The organism is Micromonospora sp. (assembly GCF_048594385.1).
GTDB lineage: Bacteria > Actinomycetota > Actinomycetes > Mycobacteriales > Micromonosporaceae > Micromonospora > Micromonospora wenchangensis.
Genome location: NZ_JBMDWU010000267.1, coordinates 1 through 6,663, shown reverse-complemented (window position 1 = coordinate 6,663; position 6,663 = coordinate 1). Strand labels below are relative to the sequence as shown.

The window sequence follows — 6,663 nt, the reverse complement described above, 5'->3', positions numbered from 1 at the left end:
GGGGGGGGGGGGGGGGGGGGGGGCGCCCCCCCCCCCCCCCCCCCCGGGGGGGGGGGGGCCCCCCCCCCCCGCCCCCCCCCCCCCCCCCCCGCGGCCGCTCACGGGAGAAGTTCGACGTACCCGTCGGTGCCGTGCACGCGGATCCGCTGCCCGTCCGGGATCAGCCGGGTGGCGTCCACCACCCCGACGACGGCCGGCAGGCCGTACTCCCGGGCGATCACCGCGCCGTGGGTCATCAGGCCACCGACCTCGGTCACCAGCCCGGCGACGGTGACGAACAGCGGCGTCCAGCTGGGATCGGTGTACGGCGTGACGAGGATGTCCCCCGGTTCGAGATCGGCCCGTGCCACGTCCCGTACGACGCGCGCCCGACCCTCGACGGTCCCGGCGGAGACCGCCAGGCCGACCAGCGCCCCGACCGGCACGTCGTCCCGCCGGTACGTCCCGGCGACGATCTCGCCCTCCGAGGTGAGCACCCGGGGCGGGGTGAGCGCCCGGTACGACCGGTGGTCCGCCATCCGTCGGCGGATGAGCCCGTCGTCGACCCGGCGGGTGCGGACGACCTCGTCGAGTTCGGGGAACGTCAGGTACCAGATGTCCTCCCGGTCCCGCAGCACACCGTCGGCCACCAGGCGGTCGGCCTCGGCCAGCAGCGCCTGCTTGTACGCGAAGGTGCGGGTGACCATGCCGTACTTCGGGTACTCCCGGTAGCCGACGAACGTCCGGGCCCGGTCGATCATCCGTTTGGTCCGGTCGGCCTTGTCCGCGCCGCCGTCGGGCAGGGCCCGCAGCCGCTCCAGCACCTCCCGCTCCTTGTCCCGCGCCGTCCGCAGGCCCTGCTCGAAGTGCCGCCCGCCGGCCCCCGGTGCGAAGTTCCTGATGTTGCCCAGGATCAGCGGCACCAGCATGGCGGGACGTTCCCGCCAGCGGGGCCGGGTGATGTCGATCTCGCCGACTCCCCGCATGCCGTACCGGTCGAGCCAGGACACGATGGCCACCCGGGCCTCCCGGCCACCGGCGAGCTGGTCCAGCCCGGCCAGCAGGTCGTCCGGCCCACCGGGGCCGTCGTGCTCCCGGTCGGGCCCGCCGTCGTCCGCCACCCGGCTCAGGAAGGCCACGACCTCCGGGTACGGCCGGATCGCATCCGCGACGTCCAGCAGGGCCAGCCCCATCTCCGAGGTGACGTTGTGCGGGACGGACTGGGTGAGCAGGTCGGCGGCGTTGCGCTCACCGAGCCACTCGTGCAGGTGCTCGTTGAGCCACCAGACCGCCTCCATCCCGGCCATGATGACCGGGATGCTCCTCGGGTCGATCATCATCCGGGTCAGCCGGGGGAAGTCGGTCCGGATGACATCGAGCAGCGCCGGCCCGGACTTCGTCCGGATCTCGCGGCGCAGGGCGGCGTTGGCGTCGTCGATCCGGGTGATCAGCTCGGTGACCAGCTCGGGGTCGGTCTCGACGGGCGGTGCCGCCGGCCCGGGTGGCGGCCCGGCGGGCTTCTCGTCCGGCACCTCGCGGACGAAGTCACCGCGCTCCACGACGGTCCGCAATGCGTCCCCGATCAGCGGGTCGGATCTGCCCAGGGCCGCCAGCAGGCCGGCGCGGCGGGTCGGCGACGCCAGCTCGGGCGTCACGTCGGCGAACAACCGGCCAGCGGCCTCGTACATGGGCCGGGCGGCGATCAGCTGGTACATCGAGTACCCGAGGGGCTTCATCGGGTCGGTCATCATCTGCTGGTGGCCCACGGAGACGTAGACGTGGTTGTCGGTGTCGTCGGCCACCGGGACGGGGAACAGCGTGGTGACCGGTCGGGTCTGGACGATCTGGAAGTCGTCGTCGACCAGGCACCACTCCACGTCCTGCGGCTGGCCGAAGTGCGCCTCGATCCGCCGACCCAGCCGCGCCAGCCGGACGACCTGCGGGTCGGTCAGCGCCGGCTGGTCCTGCCGCTGCGGGTCGATCGCCACCACCCGCGTCCCGCCGGTCGTCGTGGTGCGCAGGGCGTGGCGTTTGGCGGCGATCGTCCGGGCGACGACGCGGTCGTCGCGGACCCGGAAGACGTCCGCGTCGACCAGCCCGGAGATCAGGGCCTCACCGAGGCCGAACCCGGCCTCCACGAAGGAGACCCGCCGGTTGCCGGTGACGGGATCGGCGGTGAACAGGACGCCCGCCGCCCCGGCGGGGACCATCCGCTGGACGACCACCGCCATCGCGACCCGGCGGTGGTCGATGCCGTTGCGCTGGCGGTAGGTGACGGCCCGTGCGGTGAACAGGGAACCCCAGCACCGGCTGATCTGCCGCAGGACCGCGGCCGGGCCGACCACGTTGAGGTAGCTGTCCTGCTGTCCCGCGAAGGAGGCGGTCGGCAGGTCCTCCGCCGTCGCGCTGGACCGCACGGCGTACCCGCCGTGCTCGCCGAGCGTTTCGAGGGCACGGGTGACCTCCGTCGCGACGTCGTCGGGCACGGTGACGCCCTCGATGGTCCGGCGGAGCTGCGCGCTGAGGACGCCGATCGCCGCCCGGTCTGTGGGTGCCAGCCGGGCCAGTCGATCGAGTTGCCCGTCGAGTCCCGGTGCCAGCGCGGTGACCCGCCGGAAGGCGTCCGTCGTCACGCAGAAGCCCGCCGGCACCCGGACCCCGTCGAGCCGGGTCAGCCCACCGAGGTGGGCGCCCTTGCCGCCGACCAGTTCCCGCTGCGTCGGGTCGACCTCACGCAGCCCCCGTACGTACCGCCCGCTCACCGGGAGGACCCCGGGACGGTCGGGCCCGGCCGCGGGACGGCGGCCGGGTGGTTCAGCGGCTCCGAATATGTCGTCGGGTACGTGGACATCATTTCGCCTTCCGCTGGTGATGAGGTCGCCGGCGCACCGTCGTGATGCATTTCCGCTGGTGGCGACCACGGCTGACGATTCTGCGGGGTGACCCGGGTCTTGCGGCAAGTCCCCCCGTGCGCTATATGTTGGGAGAGCAGGAAATGGTGGGCGCGAGAGAATGGTGAACGCGCCCGGCGAAAACGTTTTCACCTGGTCGCCTGTCGATATCGGGACCGGGGCGCGCTGCGGCTCGACACGCCGGTGACCGGCGAGCGCCGACCTCAGCGGATCAGTGCGTCGACGTCCAGCCCTGCGCGCGCAGCCGTTCGATGCCGTCCAGCAGCAGGTCCAGCGCGAACTCGAACTCGAACTGGTCGTCGCAGCCCGCCCCGACGACGGTGCCGGTGTCGTGCGCGGCGGCGGTGGCGATCTCCGCGACGTGCGGGAACCGGGCCGCGACCTCCGGCGGCAGGGGCGCGGGGGGTGTCGGGGCGGTCGGTCCGGTCCGGCCGGCCTGCCGGGACGCGTCGAACAGCTCCTGACTGAAGCCCAGGATGCGGCTGCCCAGGGCGTGCATGACGTGGTGGGTGAGGTCGGCGGAGAGTCCGCCGGCCCGCAACGCACCGATCATCGAGTCGAGGTAGCCGAGGACGGCCGGCGTCGCGGTGCTCCGCGACTCGATGGCCAGCGACGCCCAGGGGTGCCGGCGCAGCACCTGCCGGGCCGAGAGGACCCGGCGACGGATCGCGGGTTGCCAGCCGACGCCCGGTGTGAGCGGCTCGATCTCGCCGACCACCACGTCGATCATGCCGTCGAGCAGTTCGTCCTTGTTGGCCACGTGCTTGTAGAGGGCCATCGGCACGACGCCCAGTTCCTGGGCGAGGTTGCGCATGCTGAGCGACTCGATGCCGGCCCCGTCGGCGAGCGTGACGGCGGCGCGCAGGATGCGGTCCCTGCTCAGCGGCGTCCGGCGCAGCGTCTCAGCCTGCTCGGCCATCTCGGTTCCCGTCCTCGGTCGGCGAGGGAAACCATAACCGCATTGACAGGTGTACGGCGTACACCTACCGTGGGGACACGGCGGTGTACGCCGTACACTCCTGAGGAGGAACCGTGAAGGCGATCGTGCAGGACCGGTACGGCCCGCCGGAGACGTTGACCCTCGCCGACGTCGACGTGCCGGTGCCCGCCGCCGACGAGGTGCTCGTCCGGGTCGAGGCCGCCGCGCTCAACGCGTACGACTGGCACGTGATGCGGGGCGATCCCCGGATGGCGCGGCTGGCCCTGGGCCCGACGCGGCCCCGGGCCCGGATCCGGGGGCGTGACTTCGCCGGCCGGGTCGAGGCCGTCGGCGTCGACGTGCGGGACCGGCGTCCGGGCGACGCCGTCTTCGGCGACCTCGGGGACGCCAACGGCGCGTTCGCCGAGTACGTGTGCGCGCCCGCCACCCTGGTCGCGTCGAGGCCGGCGAACCTGACCGCGCCGCAGGCGGCGGCCCTGCCGCTGGCCGGGGTCACCGCGTTGCAGGGGCTGCGGGACGCGGCCCGGGTCGGGCCCGGCCAGCGGGTGCTGGTCAACGGCGCCTCCGGCGGCGTCGGCACCCTGGCCGTCCAGCTCGCCCGGGCGCTCGGGGCCACGGTGACCGGCGTGTGCAGCACCCGCAACGTCGAACTGGTCCGCTCCCTCGACTGCGACCACGTCGTCGACCACACCCGCGCGGACTTCACCCGGGGCGGCCGGCACGACGTGGTGTTCGACCTGGTCGGCAACCGTTCCCTCAGCGCGCTGCGGCGGGCCCTGACCCCGACCGGGACGCTGGTGCTCTCCGGCGGCGGGGTGTACCGGGGCGGCAGCCTGCTCGGACCGGTCCGGCTCCTCGCCCGGGGGCGGCTGCTGGCCCCCTTCGTGCGGCAGCGCATCGTCGTCCTGACGGCGACCCCCGGCCGGGAGCACCTCGACGCGCTCCGCGCGTACGCCGAGGCCGGCCGGCTCACCCCGGTCATCGACCGGACCTGCCCGTTGTCCGAGGTGCCCCGCGCCATCGCCCGTCTCGAAGGCGGGCACGCCCGGGCGAAGACGGTCGTCACCATCTGAGCCTCGACGTCGCAACCGATGCGGTCGGGTCCCCGATTCCCCGGTCAAGTGCGTTCGGCTCAGAGTTTCGTCAGGGTCACCTGTCAATCAGCTGGCAATGGTGAAAGCGCTTCGATTTCCTGCTCCAGCACTGTCGGTGAGCGCTGAATCTCATTTACCATCGTCGATGCCAAGCCTCGTTCATCCGCCGTTCACCTTGCCGACGGGCGGCCGTCGGGGCGTCGCACCGCGCCCGGGCCCAGCGCACCCCCTCCGCCCGCACCGAGGAACAGGACCCCCATGACAGCCACCGCCCGCCGTACCGCCGTCCTGGCCGGCCTCACCGCCACCCTGCTGGCCGGCCCGCTCGCCGTCGCCGCCGTCGCCGCCGCGACCGCCACGATCACCCTCAACGGCTCCAGCGCGAGCGTCACCGGCAGCAACGTCACCGTCGCCGGCAGCGCCGTCACCATCACCGCGCCCGGCTCCTACGAGATCAGGGGCACGCTGAACAACGGCCACATCGCGGTCGACACCGCCGTCACCGGCACCGTGGAACTCGTCCTCGCCGGGGCCTCGATCACCAACGCCACCTCCTCGCCGCTGTACGTGACGAACGCCAGCGCGGTCACCCTCACGCTGGCCGCCGGCACCAGCAACAACCTCACCGACGCGGCGACGTACACCAACACCGGCGAGCCGGACGCCGCCCTGTTCAGCGCCGCCGACCTGACCATCGGCGGCACCGGCGCGCTGACCGTGCGCGCCAACCACGCCGACGGCATCGTCAGCAAGGACGACCTGGTCATCCAGTCCGGCACCATCACCGTCAACGCGGTGGACGACGCGATCCGGGGCAAGGACTCGCTCACCGTCAACGGCGGCACGATCGCCGTGACCTCGTCCGGCGGCGACGGGCTCAAGTCCAACGACACCGAGGCCGGCAAGGGCGTGCTCACCATCACCAACGGCACCATCACGGCCTCGGTCGCCGACGACGCCATCAAGGGTGAGAACGTCCTGAACATCTCCGGCGGCACGATCAACGTCACCCGGTCGTACGAGGCGCTGGAAGGTCTACGGACCACCATCAGCGGCGGCACCATCACCGTCGTGGCCAGCGACGACGCGGTCAACGCCGCCGAGGAGGGCCTCGGTCACATGGAGCCGTCCGCGATCGCGTTCATCAAGGTCACCGGCGGCACGGTGGTGGCCACCGGCGGCACGGACGGCTTCGACTCCAACGGGTCGCTCACCTTCGCCGGTGGCACCGTGGTGGCCCGGGGCTCCAGCACCCGGGGCGGCGGCGAGGGCGCGATCGATGCCGACGGTCCCATCGCCTTCACCGGCGGCACCGTGGTGGGCGCGGCGCTGACCTCGCTGGCCGTCTTCCAGGCGGTGCCGAACACCGGCCAGGGCTGGGTGGCCCCCCGGTTCAACGCCAACCTGGCCGCCAACACCATCGTGCACGTGGTGTCCGGCAGCACGGTGCTGGGCTCGTACCGGACCTCGGCCACCGTGCGGGAGGTCGTCTTCTCGTCCAACCGGATCACCAACGGCCAGCGGTACGACATCTACACCGGCGGCAGCGTGACCGGCACCAACGTCGGCGGTCTCTACACCGGCGGCAGCATCACCGGGGCCACCCGGGTGCTGACCGGCGTCACCGCCGGCCGGTACGGGCGGTTCTGAGCCCGGGCCCTGGGGGGAGGGGGCCGCCCGGGCCGCACCCCCCCCCCCGCCCCCCCGGGGCACAAATCCCAAAAAGCATGCCCCCCCC

4 protein-coding genes are annotated in these 6,663 nt (G+C 73.1%); 2 read left to right on the top strand and 2 right to left on the bottom strand.

Annotated features, from left to right (window positions below):
• Positions 1-98 precede the first annotated feature (98 nt).
• Both rph and ACOJTC_RS14240 read right to left on the bottom strand, forming a co-directional pair.
• A complete protein-coding gene (gene rph, locus ACOJTC_RS14245; protein ID WP_420117227.1) occupies positions 99-2,741 on the bottom strand; it encodes a rifamycin-inactivating phosphotransferase in 2,643 nt (880 codons plus the stop codon).
• Between the two features lie 361 nt (positions 2,742-3,102).
• The gene (locus ACOJTC_RS14240; RefSeq protein ID WP_420117226.1) at positions 3,103-3,810 is read right to left on the bottom strand and encodes a TetR/AcrR family transcriptional regulator; all 708 of its coding nucleotides are present in this window, start codon (positions 3,808-3,810) and stop codon (positions 3,103-3,105) included.
• A 113-nt stretch (positions 3,811-3,923) separates the two neighbouring features.
• Here ACOJTC_RS14240 and ACOJTC_RS14235 point away from each other — a divergent pair, with 113 nt between their 5' ends.
• Positions 3,924-4,904 (top strand): NAD(P)-dependent alcohol dehydrogenase, encoded by a 981-nt coding sequence (locus ACOJTC_RS14235; protein WP_420117225.1) that lies wholly within the window; start codon positions 3,924-3,926, stop codon positions 4,902-4,904.
• 279 nt (positions 4,905-5,183) lie between these two features.
• The gene (locus ACOJTC_RS14230; protein ID WP_420117224.1) at positions 5,184-6,575 is read left to right on the top strand and encodes a carbohydrate-binding domain-containing protein; all 1,392 of its coding nucleotides are present in this window, start codon (positions 5,184-5,186) and stop codon (positions 6,573-6,575) included.
• The last annotated feature ends 88 nt before the right edge of the window (positions 6,576-6,663 follow it).

Coding starts and splice junctions, on each gene's coding strand:
- ACOJTC_RS14240 (WP_420117226.1), bottom strand. CDS start 3,810: ATGGCCGAGCAGGCTGAGACGCTGCGCCGGACGCCGCTGAGCAGGGAC.
- ACOJTC_RS14230 (WP_420117224.1), top strand. CDS start 5,184: ATGACAGCCACCGCCCGCCGTACCGCCGTCCTGGCCGGCCTCACCGCC.